The sequence below is a fragment of the Hyphomonas adhaerens MHS-3 genome, assembly GCF_000685235.1.
Lineage (GTDB): Bacteria > Pseudomonadota > Alphaproteobacteria > Caulobacterales > Hyphomonadaceae > Hyphomonas > Hyphomonas adhaerens.
Window position 1 is genome coordinate 365,515 of the sequence record NZ_ARYH01000002.1, and the last position, 17,843, is coordinate 383,357.

A 17,843-nucleotide genomic window follows, 5' to 3' on the forward strand; every position below is an offset into this window, starting at 1 on the left:
CGGCCGCGATCATCACGTCAGCATGACATTACGCCCGGCAGGAGAATAGGACCAATTGATTGCTTGACAGTTTGCTATAGGTTTTGACTATACGTTATTTTCTCCAGATAAAACAAAGGCCCCGGAGCTTCCACTCCGGGGCCTTCAACCAAAAATTCATGTTGCCTACATGCCGGCGAGCACAGCCAGCAGCAACAGAGCCACGATATTCGTGATCTTGATCATCGGGTTCACGGCCGGACCAGCGGTATCCTTGTAAGGATCGCCAACTGTGTCGCCCGTCACGGCAGCCTTGTGGGCTTCAGAGCCCTTGCCGCCATGATTGCCGTCTTCGATATACTTCTTGGCATTGTCCCATGCACCGCCGCCCGACGTCATCGAGATGGCGACGAACAGGCCAGTGACGATCACGCCCAGCAGCATGGCACCAAGCGCCGCAAAGGCGGCACCTTTACCCGCAATGGCCAGGATCACACCGAACAGTACGATCGGCGACAAGACCGGTAGAAGTGACGGAACGATCATTTCCTTGATCGCTGCCTGGGTCAGCAGGTCGACGGCGCGGCCGTAATCCGGCTTCACCTCACCTTTCATGATGCCGGGCATTTCGCGGAACTGACGGCGGACTTCTTCGACCACCGATTGCGCCGCACGTCCCACCGCCATCATCGACATGCCGCCGAAGAGGAATGGAAGGAGGCCACCGAACAGCAGGCCGACCACGACATACGGGTTGGCGATCGAGAAATCGACCGTCACGCCGGAGAAGAACGACCCTTCCGCGGCGCGCGCCGAGAAGTATTTGAGGTCCTCCGAATACGCCGCGAACAGAACCAGCGCACCAAGCCCGGCAGACCCGATGGCATAGCCCTTGGTCACGGCTTTTGTCGTGTTGCCGACAGCGTCGAGCGCATCCGTGGTTTCCCGGACTTCTGAAGGCAGTTCCGCCATTTCGGCGATTCCGCCAGCATTGTCCGTCACGGGACCAAAGGCATCCAGCGCCACGATCATGCCTGCCAGCGCAAGCATGGTCGTTGTTGCGATGGCAACGCCGAACAGGCCAGCGAGGTTATAAGTGGCAATGATCCCTGCGATGATGGTCAGGGCCGGCAGAGCGGTCGACTCGAGCGACACAGCAAGCCCCTGGATCACGTTCGTGCCGTGGCCGGACTCCGACGCCTTGGCGATCGAGCGAACCGGCCGGTACTTCGTTTCGGTGTAGTACGCCGTGATAACGACGATCAGTCCCGTCACGACCAGGCCCAGAATACCGCACAGGAACAAGTCCATGCCGGTGATTTCACCCGAAAGGCCCATCGCTGCCGCAGCACCGTCCAGCACACCGAACCCTGCCGGAAGCACCTGGCTGATAACCAGCGCCAGCGCACCAACAGACAGGACACCTGTCACGATGAGACCCTTGTAGAGGGCCCCCATGACGTCGGTTTTGCCGGGTCCGAGATTGACGAAATAAGTGCCGATGATCGACGTGATGATGCAGACGCCGCCAATGGCGAGCGGCAACAGCATGATATCGCTGATATAGGCACTGTCAGCGAAGAAGATCGCTCCGAGCACCATGGTCGCCACCAGAGTCACCGCATAGGTTTCGAACAGGTCAGCTGCCATGCCGGCACAGTCGCCGACATTATCGCCCACATTGTCCGCAATCGTGGCGGCATTCCGAGGATCATCTTCCGGGATACCGGCTTCCACCTTGCCGACCATGTCACCGCCGACATCAGCCCCCTTGGTGAAGATACCGCCGCCAAGACGCGCGAAGATCGAGATGAGCGAGGCACCGAAGCCGAGCGCAACGAGCGAATCGATGACTTCCCGCTTCTCGAGTTCATCGGTCAGGCTGAGTCCCATGACCATTGTCAGGAAGCCGTAGTAGAGAACGATGCCAAGCAGTGCGAGACCGACCACGAGCATGCCCGTGACCGCGCCCGATTTGAACGCCAGTTTGAGTCCGGCATTGAGACCGGACTTTGCCGCTTCCGTTGTGCGGACGTTGGCTTGCACCGACACTTTCATGCCAATGAAGCCGGCAGCGCCCGACAATACGGCGCCAATGACGAAGCCTAGCGGCTGCTGCCAGCTCTGGAATGCCAATCCCAGCAAGACAACGACCACGACACCAACAATTGCGATGGTGCGATACTGGCGGCCGAGATAGGCGTTTGCGCCTTCCTGGATGGCCGCAGCGATTTCGCGCATTCGCGCGTCACCCGCGGGGGCGGACTGGATCGAACGAGCCTGAATAAACCCGAACAAAACCGAGATTACGCCCGCTGCGAGAGCGAGATAATACCACATGAACCTTGTTTCCTTCCCTAGCCAATTCGAACCGGTTTGCCCGGTTTCTCCCTGAGCTTCCTTTGTTATGGGTACTTTGCTGCCACCCCCTGACGTCAGGTGCAAGATGCCTCACGTTTCGAGCGAGTCAGGCAGGACCCGGTTCAGCCATGCTCGAAGCCGAGAGTTTCCGGTAAGTTAACGGCGGTACCGTCCATCAACGCCGTCAGGCCAGTTCCTGGCGCGAAAGTTCCGATGCGCGTTATCCGAAGGCCACCTTCCGTAGCGTCAGCCTGAATCTTGGGGGTGGCCGACTCAGGCGCTGAAAACAGGACCTGATAGTCGTCTCCCCAGGAAGCAAGCGCCAGGCGTTCTTCAAGGTCCGGCGCCCCGCCCGCGAAAGGTACGGCGTCCAGATCCACCCTTACGGACAGGCGCGAGGCCGCCGCAAACATGCGGGCGTCCCCCAATAGTCCGTCAGAGACATCCATAGATCCGGTCGCGTATGCCTGCAGCATGTCGGTAATCCGCAGAGGCGCCAGCACCGGCTCTCTGTAGGCGGCAATATGCGGGTCGTCCGCGCGGCCTTCCCTGAGTGCCCGGTAGCCCCGGCACGCCGCACCGATCTCTCCGGTAACCCACAGGGCATCTCCAGCTTGCGCCCCGCTACGTCTGACGGGACCGTCCGGCCCGCACTGGCCGGTCAGCGTGAGGGACAGGAACAGGCCCTGAGGGCTCGCTGTCGTATCGCCCCCCACAAGCCGGGCGCCCCAGTCCGCCAGTTCGGTGCCCAGCGCCCCAGCGAACCGGGCGAGGTCCCCTTCTGGCCGCCCGTGCGGCCAGCCCAGCGTCAACAGGGCCTCAAGCGGCCGCGCTCCTTTGGCGATGATGTCTGACACGTTTGTCCGGACGAGCTTGCGGGCCACACTCTCAACCGGATCGTCAGGGAAGAAATGCACGCCCTCAACCAGCGCATCGACGGTGGCAATGATGCGGCCGTTCCCCGTCGACAGCTCCGCCACATCATCGCGCAAGGCATCAGCGCCCTGCGCTGTGGCCAGCGGAGCAAAGTATCGGGAGATCCAGTCGCGTTCACCCACGCCTATTCGGTTACCTGTTCTTCCAAAGGATGTTTCACACCATCCAGCACCACACCCCATACAGGAATGGACTCCCAATCGGCGCCCGCGGTGTCCAGCGGATTGACGCCAAGCACGGTGAAATCCGCGCGCTTGCCGGGTTCGATGGAGCCGATTTCGGCCTCCAGGCCGAGCACCCGGGCCGCATCCAGCGTGATCGCGTCCAGCGCCTCATAGGGCGTTAATGCCATCTCCGCTTCATAAGCGCTGCCTTCCCGGGTCGCACGGGTGATGTGCACACCAGCGGCGCGCAACGGGTACGGGGGCGCCAGCGGTGCATCGCTGTGCACCGCAACGGGGACGCCTGCAGCGGTCAGAGCCCCCAACGGCGAAATCCACTTCGCCCGGACATCGCCAAGCGGTCCGGCATATTCATTCGCCATGTAGAAAACATAGTGGCTGGCGGCCGAGAGGCTGGCGTTCAGTCGACCGGCCGCTTCCACCTGTTCCGGCGAGAACAGGCCGCCATGCTCGATGACGAAACTATTATCGGGTCCGTCACCTTCGCGCAGGATTTGAAGCGCTTTCAGCGTCGCGCCCTGGGCGGCATCGCCATTGGAATGGATGTTCACGCCGAGACCGGCGGCCCAATAAGGTTCAATCGCCGGAACAATCCCGTCCGGCCCGGCAACCCAGAGGCCTTCGGTCCCCTTGGACTGGCCGGTCAGATAGCCCGGCGGTGAAAGCCGCATGGTCTGGCTGTAGAACGCGCCGTCGGTGAAGAACTTCACGCGCGGCAGGACGGGCGCTGGCGTGTCGCGGGCGCCGCTGACCATGTCGAGGACGGCCTGGACTCTTCCATCCCCAAAGGTCCGCTCCAGGGCCTGGTATTCCGGCACAAGATAGAGATGATACCCCGCCTCCTGCGCGCTGCCCCAATTGGCGCGGATATTCGCATCTTCCATGTCCCAGCCGAATAGACCGTAAGCCATCTCGGCGGTCGTCGTAACGCCCGCCTGTCGCAACATGGAGGAGAATCCGTGAAAGCCTGCCGTCACATTGTCCGGCGCCAGGATCACCCCGGCAAACGACTGGATCACCAGCAGAGCGGCATCCTCATAGATCCGGCCGGTCAGCTCGCCGTTTTCGTCGAGGTCAACACCATGGAATTTCTGCGCGAGGGCGGGCGTAAAGCCTGCGGTCTCGATCGCGGCACTGTTCAGGTAAAAGTCGTGCGAAGAATAGTGCCACACGATCAATGGCTGATCCGACGTAATCGCGTCGAGATTCGCCCTAGTCAGGCCTCCGTGCACAAGATTGTGGTAGCCGTACACAACGACCGGCGCGTCCGGACCGGCCGCCGCCACGATGTCCGACAACGCGGAAAGAAAGGCCTCCCGGTTTGGCAGGCCGGCTTTCATTCCGTGCGGCGTCGCCATCGGCCAGGGCGGCGTAATCGGCAGATTGTACTGAAGTGCCCCCAGCACAACATGAACATGCGGATCGATCAGCCCCGGAACGATCACTGCATCCCGGAATTCCGTATCCACATTCGCTGCCGGCATGGCGCCTTTCAGGTCTGCCACGGTTCCGGTGGCAATGATCCGGTCACCGGAAACAGCAACGGCTTCCGCCACGCCGCCCTCAGCGGCCATGGTGACCACCGCCTCCGCCGGATAGATCACAACGCCTTCACCCGCATCCGGATCTGGCGATGACGGCGCAGCGCACGCAGCGGCCATTGCCGCTGCAGCCAGCATCATGCGTTTCATGGGGCCCTCCTCCCTGCCTGATACAGAGAAGCGTGGCGTGCGAATGCGTTCAAGGCAAGCGCGATCAGAGGCCTTCCCGGCCGATGGCATAGAAACGGTCCGCTCGCTGCCGGCGCAGTTCCGCCGGAGTCAGGCCATCCAGTTCCTTCAACGCTTTCTCCAGCGCTTTGGACGCTGTCGCCATGGCACGCTGCGGATCGCGATGGGCGCCGCCGACCGGCTCTTTCACGACATCGTCGATCACTTTGGTCCGGAGCAGGTCCGGCGCGGTGATCTTCATCGCGTCTGCCGCATCCTTGGCCTTGCCTGCGTCGCGATACAGAATGGACGCGCAGCCTTCCGGCGAGATCACCGAATAGATGGCGTGCTCCATCATCAGAACCTTGTTGGCCGCCGCGATACCGATGGCACCACCGGACATGCCTTCACCGATGATCAGCGTCACGAATGGCACGCCCAGCGTCAGCCCCCGCTGCGTGCCGCGCGCAATAGCTTCCGCCTGCCCGCGTTCCTCACCGCCCTTGCCCGGATAGGCACCGGCCGTATCCGGAAAGCTCAGGACCGGCAGATTAAACTTCTCGGCCAGGTCCATCAGGCGCACAGCCTTCCGGTATCCTTCCGGGTGAGCCATGCCGAAATTGTGCCGCAGGCGCGTCTCAGTGGTGCGCCCTTTCTCGTGGCCCATAACAACCACAGGGCGCCCCTTGAAGCGGGCCAGCCCGCCGATCACGGCCTCGTCGTTCCCGTAGACCCGGTCACCCGCGAGTTCCTCGAAATCTTCGAAAACGTTCTCGATAAAGTCACTGAAATGCGGCCGATCCGGATGGCGCGCCACCTGCGTCTTCTGCCAAGCGCTGAGATCCGAATAGGTATCTTTCAGCATCTTCTGAGACTTGGCTTTCAGCTTGGTGAGTTCGTCCGAAAGGGACGGTCCGTCCTTGCGGCCCGACAGCGTTTCCAACTCGGCGATCTTGGATTCCAATTCCGCCAGCGGTTTTTCGAATTCGAGATATGAAACTTTCATGGGCGCAAACTAGCAATCGCAGACTGACTCGCCTAGTGCCGAGATCAGAAGAGAACGCCTTGCATTTTCGCAACGGCTGGCAGGATAAGAACGCCCAGAAGCACCGGAAAAACGAACAAAATCAAAGGAAGCGTAAGCTTTGCAGGCAAAGCCATGGCCTTTTCTTCTGCCATAAGGATCCGCCGCTGGCGCATATCTGCAGAGAAGATCCGCAAAGTGGCACCCAGACTTGTCCCCATTTCCTCCGCCTGACGCAGCATCGTCGCCAGGGATCCGGCCTCTTCGAGGTTCATCCGATCCGCAAAGGACCGCCAAGCCTTTTTCCGCGATTTACCTGCCCGCAGCTCCAGTGACAGGGTTTTCATATGCCCGGCGATAATTGGATGGCGTGTCTCCAGTTCCTCGCCCACGCGCTGAACCGACGCATCAAGGCTCAGCCCGGCTTCAACGCACGCCACCATCAGGTCCATCATGTCCGGAAAGCCGAGCGAGCACAGGCTTCGCCGGGCAGAAATCAGGTGGTCCACATAGAAAGATGGCCCGACAAGGCCGATGATCAGCAGGCCGACGCTGCCGAACAGCGGCACGGTTGGTGGAAAGCCGCCAAGATAGGGTAACGCGATCAGCAGGGCGATTTGCGGAACGATCACGCAAACGATCCGCGCGAGGTAGTATTGCCCGACAGCGCTGGAATGCGTGAGCCCGGCCAGCGCCAGACGCGCCCGGACCTCGCTGACCTTCTCTTCGTCGGTCGGCGCCACCTTGTTGGAAACCTGCAGCACCAGATTGTCGACCGGGCTGACATGTTTGTGCGGTTCCATGAACTGAGTGCCACGACGTTCCAGGCGGCGCTCGACTTCTTCCTTGGCCTTCGCGTTCCGCCAGACTGAAAGAAGGCCGGGCACAGCGACGGCAACCGCCACGGCAAGCATGGCTGCCGGCAACCAGATTTCCGAGAGGGGAAGACGATCGAACATGCCTCTCATCACATCTTGAAGTTGATCATTTTGCGCATGACCATGTTGCCAATGAACATCCAGACGAACAGTCCCGCGAACGAATTGCGGACCAGCGGCTTGCCGATCACATCGCCATAGAATTCCGGACGCAGCAGGTGAATGGCCAGCATCACGATAAACGGCGCAGCCGTCAGGATCATCGCCGAGGTCCGACCTTCAGACGAAGCAGCCCGCACCTTTAGGCGCATGGTCTGCCGCTCACGGATGGTTGAGGCCAGCGCTTTGAGAAGTTCGGTCAGGTTGCCTCCGGTCTTTTCCTGCAGGCGAACCGTTGCCGCAAACAGTTCGATGTCTGGATCCCCTGCCCGCTCGGCCATCCGCTGAACCGCATTGGTCAGCGACATGCCGTAGGAGACTTCATCAGCAGCCATACCGAATTCAGTTCCGATCGGGTCCGGCATCTCACGCGCCACAAGCGCAATGGCCGTCGCGACCGGGTGCCCCGCCTCCAGGCTGCGGCAGGCGATCTGCATCGCATCCGGCAGCTGTTGGGCGAGCTTCTTCATTCGCTTCCCGGCAATCATTTTCAGCGCGATGATCGGGGCCAGTGCAAAGATGCCGAACGCGATACCGAAAGTCGTCAGAAGGCCTCCAACCATTTTCAGGTAAACGAAACCCGCAAGCAGGCCCGCGCCGCCCGACATGGCGAACCAGCGGGCCGGCTGATAAGGCAGGCCTGAGCGTACAACAAGCTGGTTGAACCACTCCAGCGGCATCGCGAAGTTGCCAAACTCGTCCAGGCCACGGCTCTTGCGCAGCTCGACCATGGCTTCGCTCGTACTTTCGAAGCGCTCCTTGAACTGAAGCCGCTGGTTGACGATCCGTTGCGTCTGCGCCGTTGAGAACAGGCCCATCACGGCCTGCAGCGCCAGGAATATGGCGCCGATCGCCATGATCATGGGGATCATGATGGTCAGGCTGATACTGGAAAGATCCGGCAGGCCGAACACGCTGACCTCCTAGAATCGCGTTGACGGATCGAACATGCCCGGCGGCATGTGCACGCCGCGGCGTTCCATCTCGTCCAGAAATTTCGGCCGCAGGCCGGTCGCAGCGAAATGCCCCTCAACCTTGCCCTCATCCGTTGTGCCCGTCCGGACGAACTGGAAGATCTCCTGCAGCTGAACCACAGACCCTTCCATTCCGGTGACTTCAGCGATGGACATCACACGGCGCGACCCGTCCGAGAGACGCGACGCCTGGACGATGAAATTCACAGCCGAAGCAATCTGGCCACGGATGGCATGTTCGGAGATCTTCATCCCGCCGATCATCACCATCTGCTCAAGGCGCGTCAGGGCGTCCCGAGGGTTGTTGGCGTGGATCGTCGCCATGGACCCTTCGTGGCCCGTATTCATGGCCTGAAGCATGTCGAATGCCTCCTCGCCGCGAACCTCACCCAAGATCACCCGGTCCGGCCGCATACGCAGGGCGTTCTTCACAAGCTCGCGCTGGCGGATCTCGCCCTTGCCTTCGATATTCGGCGGGCGCGTCTCCATCCGGGCGACGTGCGGCTGCTGCAACTGCAGTTCAGCGGCGTCTTCGATGGTGATCATGCGCTCGTCGGGACTGATCGCAGACGACAATGCATTCAGCAGCGTTGTTTTACCCGATCCTGTTCCGCCGGAGATGACGGTCGAGGCCCGGCACTTCACGGCCCCGAGAATGAAATCCGCCACCGGACGGGGAATGGCGCCGAACTCGACCAGTTTGTCGATGGTCAGCGGTGATTTCGAAAATTTCCGGATCGAGACCAGTGGTCCGTCGATGGCAATCGGCATGACCGCAGCATTCACACGGCTGCCGTCGGCCAGGCGCGCATCAACGAGGGGCTGGCTTTCATCCACGCGCCGGCCAACAGCCGACACGATCCGCTGCACGATCCGCAAGAGGTGTTCATTGTCCGCAAACCGGACCGGTGCAACCTGCAGCTTGCCGTGACGCTCGACATATACCTGATCACAGCCATTGATCAGGATATCCGCGATGGAGTCGTCCTTGAGCAATGGCTCAATCGGACCGAGGCCGGTCATCTCGTCCATAACGGCGTCCGCAAAGCTGGCCTCTTCCGCTGAAGACAAGGCCATGTCTTCCTTGCGGATGATGTCCGCGATGATACCGCGCACACGCCGCCGGAGGGTCTCGTCGTCCAGCTTTTCCAGCTTTGACAGGTCCAGTTCGTCAATCAGCTTGGCGTGGATCTTCAGCTTGGCTTCCAGCTGGTCGAACCCGCCGGACTCCGGTTTGGCCTGAGGGGGCGCAGGTGGCGCCGCCGGCGCTGACGGTTTTGTCTCCGGCTCCGGAGCAACCGGTGCGGGGGTAGAAAATCCGAAACGGCTCATCCGCGGCGCCTCCGCTTGCCTTCGGCGGGCACAGCCGCCTGGGCTTCTTCCGGCAGCATCATCTGAACCAGTTTGCCTATGTCAGTGACCAACGGGCTCTTCTGGACAACTTCCGCAATCGGCCGCCCCAGATTGACAGCGGTTCGCGCCGCATCCCAGTCAGACGTAATGGTGGAATCAATCTTCCGGTCGATTGCGCCTTCGGCCTTGTCGAGGGCAAATTCGGCCCGAAGGCGCTTTTTCTGGAACATCCGGTTCAGGACAAGCTTTGTCGGCGCCCGGTCCTGGCGCAGCACATCGGTTTCGCGGGCCATGTCTGCCGCTGCGTGAAGGCTGGGCACTGTCAGCTCACTGATCACGATCGCCTCATCAACGGCGCTCAGGACAGATTTGGTCCAGGGCATCATGTGACGGGGCATGTCGACGATTGTGTATTCGAACATGCCGCAGGCCACATCCAGCAGGCGCAGGACCGCCGGTTCCGTCGCCAGCACATCACCATCCGGGTTGCGCGGAGCGGCGATAATCGAAACGCCGCTTTCGTGCTGGTAACACCAGGCCGCAAGCAGGCGCGGATCGAGTCGTTCCGGCGCTGCCGACAGGGCTGACAGGTCAAGCTTCGGTACTGCTTCAAGGAAAGAAGTCGTCATGCCATCGGCAACGTTGAGATCGACAAGGCAGGTCCGGCCAGGACCAAACCGGCGCGCAAGCTCGAAAGCACTCTCAATGGCTATGGTCGTCACGCCTGCACCGCCGACAGCGCCCCGGAACGCCCAGCAAACACTGGACCCGCCGACACCGCCATTGGCCGTATCGCGAAACTTCTCCACGGCTTCCGTGATGTCTTCCGGACTGGACGAAACCGGCAGAACGTCAGACGCATCCAGCTTCATGAGGGCCCGCACCATGTTGCCGGGAATCTGGTCAGACAGGACAATGACGGCGGTAGACGGCCGGTCGACGGCGAGCTTGAGCAGGAGCTCGTCCCAACCCGGCACGCCTTGTTCCAGCAGCATGACCCCACCGCCGAATTTCATGGCCGCTTCGGAGGCGGAGACCTTGCTCAGGTCCGCCAGCTCCACGCAATGCGGTTTGAGCGCGCCGAGACGCGTGTCGCTGACAAGCGCGGCAAGGTGCGGCACGATGCGGCCAGCGTCTGCCGCCGCGTTATTGGCTGGTGCTGGTTGGGTCATGTTACGAAGACTCCCCATTCCCGCTCGTTCCCGAAGATTTCAGCTCTTTACGCTTTCCTTCATTCAGGGCCCGGACAGCATTTGCCGCCCGCACACCGGATGATGACTGGGTCGCCTCGGAATTCGGCACAGTCACATCACGGATGGATTGCTCGGCGATATTCGCCGCGTTCGCCCCGCCCAACAGGTATTGGTCCTGATAGTCGTGCGAAGCACAGGCAGGCAGAATACCCAGCAGAAGGAAAGGCAGGCCGTGTCTGAAATGTTTCATCTTGCTCATTCCCATCTTCTCAATATCCGTCCGGCGGGATCGCCGTCTTGTCGGTGAGGAAAAATTCAGATTCCGACGGCTCCGCGAATGCATCCAGCGGAGAAGCCAGCATGTCCGGATGGGCTGCCGGCTGAACAAGGCGCGGGGTCACGATGATGACCAGTTCGCTCTCATTGCGCTGATAGCGCTTGGACGAGAACAGCGCGCCCAGTACAGGCACATTGCTGAGCCACGGCGTCTGCCGGACATCGTTGGAATAGTCGTTCTGCAGGAGACCGGCGACCGCAAAGGCCTGTCCGTCCCGCAACTCGATGGTCGTATCCGCACGGCGAACCGAAATACCGGGAATTTCAATGTTGGATGCCCGGATGCCATTGTTGCGATCAAGCGCCGACACTTCCGGCCGAACGCGCAGATTGACCAGCCCATCGCCAAGTACGGTCGGCGTAAAGTCCAGGCCAACCCCGAACTTCTTGAACTCTACCGTAATCTCGCCGTCGCGCTGCCCCACAGGGATCGGGAACTCACCGCCTGCCAGGAAGCTCGCCGTATCACCAGACAAGGCAACAAGGTTCGGTTCCGCCAGGGTACGAATGACGCCCTTCTCTTCAAGCGCGCGCAAACGGACATCGATGTTTTCGTTTCCGAGGTTGGTGAAAAGCGCGACCGTTTTCTCAGCGAGGCCCGAGACTGTCCCGGATTCGGTGGAGGCGAGCACGTCATTGGCGTCAATGGTGTTGCCGAAGCCGATTTCCTTGACCGCGCTGCGGCTGGCCTCAAGGAAGCGAACCTCCAGAAGCACCTGCTGGCTTTGCCCGATGGACAGGCCATTGGCGACGCCGCCCGGCACGTACCGCTCAGCCACTTGCAGGGCCATGTCCGCCGCCGCCGCGGTCGTCAGCTTGCCATCAAGGAAGATGCCGTCGTGAACGGGATAGACCTGGATATCTTCGCCCGGCAGCAGGTTGGAAAGATCTGTACGCAGCTCATCAAGGCCAAGTTCGACTTCCACATTGATCAGCTCCGCAATCTGACCGCTGGCACCATAGATCAGCACCGTGGTCGAGCCTGGCATCTTGCCACGCAGGAAGAAGGACTGGTTCGACGTGGCCATGGCTTCTGCGATATCCGGATCGGCCACGACCAGGGTCGTGAACGGCGCATTCGCCTCCACAACTGCCGAGCGTCCCTTTTCGACAACAAGCATCTCATCGGTCGCTGCCGCGGTGCGCTGTGTCCACGCCGCCGCCTGCAATGTCGTAAACATCATGGCCAGACAACCGGCGAACATTATGCGATTCAAACGTCCCATCAGTCTGTCACCTTTTTCGGAGGATGGCCCGGGCTGACCGGCGCCGAGACCTCCGTCTCCTGATTACCGTTGATAACGCGCACCTGCGTTGTGGAAGGCGACCTGCGGCGCACAGCCGTCCTGACGACGGCCGGCTTTTTGACTTCTTTCCGCGTGGCGACCACCAGTTCGGCTTCTTCATCCCGTCCGATAAGGGCAAGACCGAGCGCGCCGCGCTGGCTCGCTGCGCCGAGAGCGAGTGCCCCTTCCGGCGTTACTTCCAGCGTCACCGTGTTCGACGGCATCGCGCCTTCCAGGTTTGGTTCGAATGTCTGGTCGACCGCGAGGACAGACACGTTCTTCAGCACGGGCCGTGCGATCAGATCGCCGGAAATGCGCATGTCTTCGTCGCCGCGTGCATAGGAACTGCCGCGCCCTTCCCGGGGAATGAATTCGTTCACATCCACCCGGTCACCCGGCAATACAAATCCCGAAACGCCTGTGTCGCTGCGCACCACGATCGAAACAGCCCGCATGCCGGGTTTGATAGATCCCGCCAGGGTCAATGTGGCGCCACTCATGTCCAGCTTGCTGACATTCACGGGTTCGCCCTCAATGATCAGGCCACGTGAATAGGCCTTTTCAGGCAGGGCATCCGGCTCGCTCAGCGTGCCTTCGGGTATGATGTTTTCAGGCCATTCCACGCGTTTCAGCATGGACGCATCCATCTGTTCTCCGGTCTCGATGGTCCGTGCGGCGACCATGACGCCCGCCATTGAGATAACAGGTGCGCCGGTCTGGGCTTCTGCCCGCGTCCGCGCGTCCGACATGTAGTACCGTCCAAGCAGGATGGCGCCAGCGCCTAGCACCACAGACAAGCCAAGACTGATTAAGGGTGTTGTTTTCATTGCTCCCTCACAGCGCCTTTCTGGCGCGATGCTCCGACTGTCATGGTTACGACGTAGACGGTAAGGTCTCTTGAAGACGTGCAGAAAAATCTCGGAATCTGCCGGAAGGGCGCGTTAACCAAGAGGCAATGTCAATTAACCTGCCGTAAACCATAAATGTTGAGTTTGACGTACCCACACGCCGTCCGTCCCCGTCACGCATAGGGTGACAGGTCATTCAATCCGTTGGCGCATCAATTTTCTGCGGTTCAGCTGCCGGTCAGGATTTTGGCATACTCAGCCGCATCCACATTGCCGCCGCTGACAACGACACCGACAGCCTTGCCCTTCATGTCTTCAGGCAGACAGGCAAGCACAGCAGCCAAGGCGGCCGCACCGCCCGGCTCGGCAACAATCCTGAGATAGCGGAACGCAACGCGCATCGCCTCTTTCGCCTGCGCATCGGTGATCACCAGGCCACCGGAGAACAGTCTGTGGCCAATGGCGAACGTCATCTCGCCCGGCGCGGGGGTGAGGATCGCGTCACAGATGGAGCGGGTCCCGGGCGCATTCCGCTCGATCCGCCCGCTCTTAAGCGAACGGGTCCAGTCATCATGCCCCTCTGGCTCTGCGACCCAGATGCCCGTATCCGGCGACGTGCCTTCCAGGGCAAGCGCAAGACCCGACGCGAGCCCGCCGCCACCGGCCGGGGTGACGAGATGATCGAGCTTTCCGCCCGCCTCTTCCATCTGGGCAACAAACTCCAGCCCCGCCGTGCCCTGCCCGCTTATGATATGCGGATCCTCGAAACTCGGCACCAGAACAGCCCCGCGTTCCGCCGCGATCCGGCTTGCGATCTCTTCGCGGTTCTCTGTGTCACGATCATAGAGATGCACTTCGCCGCCATCGGCCTCCACGCCCTCCACTTTCACTGCGGGCGCATCGGACGGCATCACGATCAGCGCAGGCATACCGAGCAGGCGCGCTGCCCGTGCGACACCCTGTGCATGATTGCCGGAGGAAAAGGCCACGACCCCTGCCGCGCGCCGGTCTTCCGGGATCTGCAACAGGCGGTTCGTCGCCCCGCGTATCTTGAAGCTGCCGGTTTCCTGAAGGCATTCCGCCTTTACGAAAACACGCGCGCCAGCGAGGGCATCCAGCGCGTCATGCCGCAAGACGGGCGTTTTGCGGACAAGGCCATTCAGCCGCTGGGCGGCTGCGGCGACATCGGAATGTGTTGGGAGAGAATCGGAGGTCATGGCGCTCCATAGCGCGCCATGACCTCCGGGAAAATCGGATTAAAGGCCTGCGGCGAATTTCTTCACCAGTTCACGCGCGCTGGCAGAGGTTTCCTCATGATCGAGCGCATGTGCGAGGACCGCTTCAAAATACCCCGCCTTGGACCCGCAGTCATACGGTGCCCCTTCGAATTCATAGGCGTAGAAAGCCTGCGTCTCCATCAGACTCGCCATGGAGTCCGTCAACTGGATCTCGCCGCCGGCGCCCTTGCCCTGGTTTTCCAAGAGGTCGAAGATTTCCGGCTGCAGGATGTAGCGGCCGGTAATGGCCAGGTTTGACGGCGCCGATTCGACCGGCGGCTTCTCGACCATCGCCGACATGCGGATCAGGCGGCCGTCCCGCTCGATCGGCGCGATCACACCATATGAGGACACACGCTCTTCCGGCACCGGGTCCACGGCAACAATGTTTCCGCCGACCTTGTTATAGGCCTCAACCATCTGCGCCAGGCAGGACGGCTTGCCCTTCACGATGACGTCCGGCAGCAGCACGGCGAATGGCTCGTTTCCGATGATGTCGCGCGCGCACCACACCGCATGGCCAAGGCCGAGCGGCTTCTGCTGGCGGGTAAAGCTCGCACCGCCGGCTGGCAGGCGGCTCTGCTCCACTTGTTCGAGAATGGCGTCTTTCTTCTTGGCGACCAGTGCTTCTTCCAATTCGTAGGAATGGTCGAAATAGTCTTCGATGGCGCCTTTGTTGCGCCCTGTGACAAAAACGATGTGCTCGATTCCCGCCTCAAGTGCCTCATCGACCACATACTGGATGGCCGGACGGTCAACGACCGGAAGCATTTCCTTCGGGATCGCTTTCGTTGCCGGCAGAACACGTGTGCCAAATCCGGCGACTGGAAGGACAGCCTTTTTTACGCGCATTTCAAATCCCATTCTCGTGTATCAGGTGAATATTGCTCTATTTGATAAGCAAATTGCCTGCCAAGGTCACCCGAGGCAGCAGTTCACAAGTCTATCCAGGCAATGTGTCAGGCGATTGTCAGCAGATAGAGGCCTGCAACCGACAAGGACAGGCACACCACCGCCAGCATGGCCAGCGTTCCGCGCACCGGAATCCTGTCTGCGTGGTGGAGGCGTTCCGCCAGCAGTGACTGCAGCTTCCGGGCCGGTGACCCGTCCCCATGCGCCTTCAGGTCACCAATGTGCCAGCCATGCGCATCCTGCGCCGATCCTTCCGGATTTGCCGCAGGCGCGGCATCGGCTTCCGGATGAGAGGGTTTAGAGACTTTGAGGGCAGACACGGCAATCTCCTGCAGATTACCGCTCTTCTGCCACACCAGTCACTAAGGCTTGGCTAACGCCGCTTTAAAGAATGGAAATTCCGAATCACAGCGGCAGAAGCAAATGACCGCCATCAACGACGATGTTCGAACCGGTCATGTAGCTGCCCGCTTTTGACGACAGCAGCAGCAACGCGCCATCCAGTTCCTGATGCTCGCCGAAACGCTTCATCGCGATCCGCTTGCGCATTTTGTCGCCCGCGTCGGAGTCGAGATATTCGGAATTGATGTCTGTCTTGTAGTAGCCCGGCGAAATCGCGTTCACGCGGATGCCGTAACGCGCATTCTCCAGCGCCATCTGCTTTGTCATGTGCTCGACGCCGGCCTTGGAGACACAATAGGCCGTGGTCATCATCTGCGGCTGCAAGCCGGTGATCGAGGCGATGTTGATGATCGAACCGGGGACACCGGCATCGATCATGGCGTTCGTGGCATGCTTGCCGACTCGCCAGACGCCATTGAGATTGGTGTCGATCACGGCGTTCCAATCGTCTTCGCTTTGCTCGCGGAACCAGGTATCGCGAGACATTCCGGAATTGCTCACAATAATGTCGCAGGGACGGCCGAGCGCTTCCTTGATCGTTGCGAACGCGCCACTGACGCTGTCATCGGACGTGACGTCCATCTCCACTGGCAGCGCACGGCCGCCAGACTTGCTGATCTCTTCAGCCAGCGCTTCCAGTCGATCCATGCGGCGCGCGGCCAACACGACATCCGCCCCAGCCTTTGACAGAACCTTTGCAAAATGGCGCCCCAAACCGCTCGACGCGCCGGTCACCAAAGCTGTCCTGTCAGTAAGACTAAACAATTCCATGCCCCAAACTCCTCATTTCGCACTTGCACAACGCAAGATTCTATCGCTACTCCTACCTTCATGAAAATATCAGTGCTGAGGGAACGACGTTCTGGTGAGACCCGTGTGGCGGCTACACCAGAAACGGTCAAGAAGTTAGTGGCCTCCGGCCACTCGGTTACAATTGAGTCCGATGCCGGCAAGACTGCCGGCTTCCTGGATTCCGCCTATGAGGAGGCAGGTGCATCCATTGCGAAGGATGCTGCCGGAACCGTCCAGGGGGCAGATATCGTCTTCAAGGTCCGAGGACCTGAAGAGGGCGAGATCGCGACCCTGCCGGACGGGGCGGCCCTGATCGCCCTCATGGAGCCCTTTGCGATGGACCCGAAGGTCATTGCCGGGCTGAACGCGAAAAAGATCGCGGCGCTCTCGATGGAGTTTACGCCTCGCATCACGCGGGCGCAGAGCATGGATGCGCTCTCGTCCCAGTCGAACCTCTCCGGCTATCGTGCCGTAATTGAAGGCGCGCAGATTTATGGTCGCGCCATGCCGATGATGATGACCGCCGCCGGCACGGTCGCCCCGGCAAAAGTGTTTGTCATGGGGGCCGGCGTTGCCGGCCTGCAAGCCATCGCCACTGCCCGCCGCCTTGGCGGTGTGGTCACGGCAACAGACGTCCGTCCTGCCGCCAAGGAACAGGTCGCCTCGCTCGGCGCGAAGTTCATTGCGGTAGAGGATGATGAGTTCAAGGCGGCAGAAACCGCAGGCGGCTACGCCAAGCAAATGTCGGCCGAATACCAGGCCAAACAGGCTGAATTGACGGCCAGCCATATCGCCAAGCAGGACATCGTGGTCACCACGGCCCTTATCCCGGGCCGCGCTGCGCCTGTCCTGATCACCGAGGAAATGGTGAAGAGCATGAAGCCGGGATCGGTCATCGTCGACATGGCGGTGGCCCAGGGCGGCAACTGCCCGCTCTCGGCGCCGGATGAGATCGTCGATGTCGGCGGCGTGAAAGTGGCCGGGTTCTCCAACCTGCCCGCCCGCCTGCCAGCCGACTCCTCCTCGCTCTACTCCAAGAACCTGCTCGCCTTCCTGCCACTCGTGACAGCCGAAGACAGCAGCCTCAATCTCGACACCGATGACGAAGTCGTCACCGCCATGCTCCTCACACGGGGCGGCGAAACGGTGAACGAAAGGATTCAATCATGAAACGCGCACTCCTGACCCTTGCCGCGGCCAGCTTTGCGCTGCCCGCCCTCGCCGAAGGTGGCGCCGTCAATC

Annotated in this window: 16 protein-coding genes; 1 reads left to right on the top strand and 15 read right to left on the bottom strand. The window is 60.9% G+C overall.

The genetic code is table 11. The features are described 5' to 3' along the window. Positions 1–165: 165 nt before the first annotated feature. From HAD_RS13860 to HAD_RS13930, 15 genes are all read right to left on the bottom strand, one after another. Positions 166–2,319, bottom strand: a complete 2,154-nt coding sequence (locus HAD_RS13860; protein ID WP_035572652.1) for a sodium-translocating pyrophosphatase — start codon at positions 2,317–2,319, stop codon at positions 166–168. Positions 2,320–2,462: 143 nt separating this feature from the next. Next, positions 2,463–3,398, bottom strand: coding sequence for a thiamine-phosphate kinase (gene thiL, locus HAD_RS13865; RefSeq protein ID WP_035572653.1), 936 nt, complete (start codon positions 3,396–3,398; stop codon positions 2,463–2,465). A 2-nt stretch (positions 3,399–3,400) separates the two neighbouring features. Further along, entirely contained in the window at positions 3,401–5,149 is a 1,749-nt protein-coding gene (locus tag HAD_RS13870) for an amidohydrolase (protein WP_035572654.1), read from the bottom strand. 64 nt (positions 5,150–5,213) lie between these two features. Beyond that, positions 5,214–6,173, bottom strand: coding sequence for an acetyl-CoA carboxylase carboxyltransferase subunit alpha (locus HAD_RS13875; protein WP_035572655.1), 960 nt, complete (start codon positions 6,171–6,173; stop codon positions 5,214–5,216). Between the two features lie 44 nt (positions 6,174–6,217). Continuing rightward, a complete protein-coding gene (locus tag HAD_RS13880) occupies positions 6,218–7,150 on the bottom strand; it encodes a type II secretion system F family protein (protein ID WP_206741282.1) in 933 nt (310 codons plus the stop codon). Between the two features lie 8 nt (positions 7,151–7,158). After that, positions 7,159–8,142 (bottom strand): type II secretion system F family protein, encoded by a 984-nt coding sequence (locus HAD_RS13885; protein ID WP_241765378.1) that lies wholly within the window; start codon positions 8,140–8,142, stop codon positions 7,159–7,161. 9 nt (positions 8,143–8,151) lie between these two features. Beyond that, entirely contained in the window at positions 8,152–9,534 is a 1,383-nt protein-coding gene (locus HAD_RS13890; protein WP_035572657.1) for a TadA family conjugal transfer-associated ATPase, read from the bottom strand. Beyond that, a complete protein-coding gene (locus HAD_RS13895) occupies positions 9,531–10,727 on the bottom strand; it encodes a CpaE/TadZ family protein (protein WP_035572659.1) in 1,197 nt (398 codons plus the stop codon). Before HAD_RS13895 ends, HAD_RS13890 begins: the two co-directional genes overlap by 4 nt. Before the next feature lies 1 nt (position 10,728). Next, on the bottom strand, positions 10,729–11,007 hold the full coding sequence (locus HAD_RS13900; protein WP_035572660.1) for a hypothetical protein: 279 nt from the start codon (positions 11,005–11,007) through the stop codon (positions 10,729–10,731). 10 nt (positions 11,008–11,017) lie between these two features. After that, complete coding sequence (locus tag HAD_RS13905; protein ID WP_084331976.1) at positions 11,018–12,310, bottom strand: type II and III secretion system protein family protein; 1,293 nt, start codon at positions 12,308–12,310, stop codon at positions 11,018–11,020. Beyond that, positions 12,310–13,197 carry a Flp pilus assembly protein CpaB gene (cpaB, locus tag HAD_RS13910; RefSeq protein ID WP_084331977.1) on the bottom strand — a complete coding sequence of 296 codons (888 nt, stop codon included), beginning with the start codon at positions 13,195–13,197 and terminating at the stop codon, positions 12,310–12,312. The genes HAD_RS13905 and cpaB overlap by 1 nt, the downstream gene beginning before the upstream one ends. 248 nt (positions 13,198–13,445) lie before the next feature. Continuing rightward, entirely contained in the window at positions 13,446–14,435 is a 990-nt protein-coding gene (locus HAD_RS13915; RefSeq protein ID WP_035572663.1) for a threonine ammonia-lyase, read from the bottom strand. Between the two features lie 39 nt (positions 14,436–14,474). After that, positions 14,475–15,347 (bottom strand): UTP--glucose-1-phosphate uridylyltransferase GalU, encoded by an 873-nt coding sequence (gene galU, locus HAD_RS13920; protein ID WP_035572953.1) that lies wholly within the window; start codon positions 15,345–15,347, stop codon positions 14,475–14,477. 107 nt (positions 15,348–15,454) lie between these two features. Continuing rightward, positions 15,455–15,727, bottom strand: coding sequence for a hypothetical protein (locus tag HAD_RS13925; RefSeq protein WP_156942291.1), 273 nt, complete (start codon positions 15,725–15,727; stop codon positions 15,455–15,457). Between the two features lie 85 nt (positions 15,728–15,812). Next, complete coding sequence (locus HAD_RS13930) at positions 15,813–16,580, bottom strand: SDR family NAD(P)-dependent oxidoreductase (RefSeq protein ID WP_035572676.1); 768 nt, start codon at positions 16,578–16,580, stop codon at positions 15,813–15,815. A 60-nt stretch (positions 16,581–16,640) separates the two neighbouring features. Here HAD_RS13930 and HAD_RS13935 point away from each other — a divergent pair, with 60 nt between their 5' ends. Beyond that, positions 16,641–17,771 carry a Re/Si-specific NAD(P)(+) transhydrogenase subunit alpha gene (locus tag HAD_RS13935; protein WP_035572678.1) on the top strand — a complete coding sequence of 377 codons (1,131 nt, stop codon included), beginning with the start codon at positions 16,641–16,643 and terminating at the stop codon, positions 17,769–17,771. Positions 17,772–17,843: the final 72 nt, after the last annotated feature.

What these genes read in the sequence shown, in the direction of transcription:
- cpaB (WP_084331977.1), bottom strand. Translation starts at nt 13,197, where the DNA reads ATGAAAACAACACCCTTAATCAGTCTTGGCTTGTCTGTGGTGCTAGGC.
- HAD_RS13935 (WP_035572678.1), top strand. Translation starts at nt 16,641, where the DNA reads ATGAAAATATCAGTGCTGAGGGAACGACGTTCTGGTGAGACCCGTGTG.
- HAD_RS13900 (WP_035572660.1), bottom strand. Translation starts at nt 11,007, where the DNA reads ATGAGCAAGATGAAACATTTCAGACACGGCCTGCCTTTCCTTCTGCTG.
- galU (WP_035572953.1), bottom strand. Translation starts at nt 15,347, where the DNA reads ATGCGCGTAAAAAAGGCTGTCCTTCCAGTCGCCGGATTTGGCACACGT.
- HAD_RS13915 (WP_035572663.1), bottom strand. Translation starts at nt 14,435, where the DNA reads ATGACCTCCGATTCTCTCCCAACACATTCCGATGTCGCCGCAGCCGCC.
- HAD_RS13870 (WP_035572654.1), bottom strand. Translation starts at nt 5,149, where the DNA reads ATGAAACGCATGATGCTGGCTGCAGCGGCAATGGCCGCTGCGTGCGCT.
- HAD_RS13890 (WP_035572657.1), bottom strand. Translation starts at nt 9,534, where the DNA reads ATGAGCCGTTTCGGATTTTCTACCCCCGCACCGGTTGCTCCGGAGCCG.
- HAD_RS13930 (WP_035572676.1), bottom strand. Translation starts at nt 16,580, where the DNA reads ATGGAATTGTTTAGTCTTACTGACAGGACAGCTTTGGTGACCGGCGCG.
- HAD_RS13860 (WP_035572652.1), bottom strand. Translation starts at nt 2,319, where the DNA reads ATGTGGTATTATCTCGCTCTCGCAGCGGGCGTAATCTCGGTTTTGTTC.
- HAD_RS13880 (WP_206741282.1), bottom strand. Translation starts at nt 7,150, where the DNA reads ATGTTCGATCGTCTTCCCCTCTCGGAAATCTGGTTGCCGGCAGCCATG.
- HAD_RS13905 (WP_084331976.1), bottom strand. Translation starts at nt 12,310, where the DNA reads ATGGGACGTTTGAATCGCATAATGTTCGCCGGTTGTCTGGCCATGATG.
- HAD_RS13895 (WP_035572659.1), bottom strand. Translation starts at nt 10,727, where the DNA reads ATGACCCAACCAGCACCAGCCAATAACGCGGCGGCAGACGCTGGCCGC.
- HAD_RS13875 (WP_035572655.1), bottom strand. Translation starts at nt 6,173, where the DNA reads ATGAAAGTTTCATATCTCGAATTCGAAAAACCGCTGGCGGAATTGGAA.